The organism is Dellaglioa sp. CoH-56-MRSF-11 (assembly GCF_056782135.1).
On the sequence record NZ_JBXAYE010000078.1, the window covers coordinates 1 to 315 of the forward strand.

General features: G+C 48.9%; 1 protein-coding gene. It reads left to right on the forward strand.

The annotated features are described in order from the left end of the window. On the forward strand, nucleotides 1–212 hold a 212-nt coding region (locus AC1RPT_RS07915; protein WP_481763006.1), incomplete at its 5' end, for a hypothetical protein. Between the last annotated feature and the right edge of the window lie 103 nt (nucleotides 213–315).

The window sequence follows — 315 nt, forward strand, 5'->3', positions numbered from 1 at the left end:
TGTTGGACATGGCCAATCTTCCGGGGCTGGCCTACAAGTTCTACGGAGACACAAGCTTGTGGCGCGCACTTATGGCCTATAACGGCATAACTGATCCGTTGTCCGAAATTTGTCCGGGTATGACTATCAACGTTCCAACTAAGTCGGCCATTCAGGGCTATGTGAGTGCACAGGTCAAGAGCCAGCAACAGCAACAGCCGATTATGATCTGAGGGGCGTATGAGTTTCGCAATTAAAGATCGTATAGAAGTCAGCTTGTTCATAAACGACACAGAGTTCCCACTAGAAGCTCTGAACGTGCTGCACTTCATACAC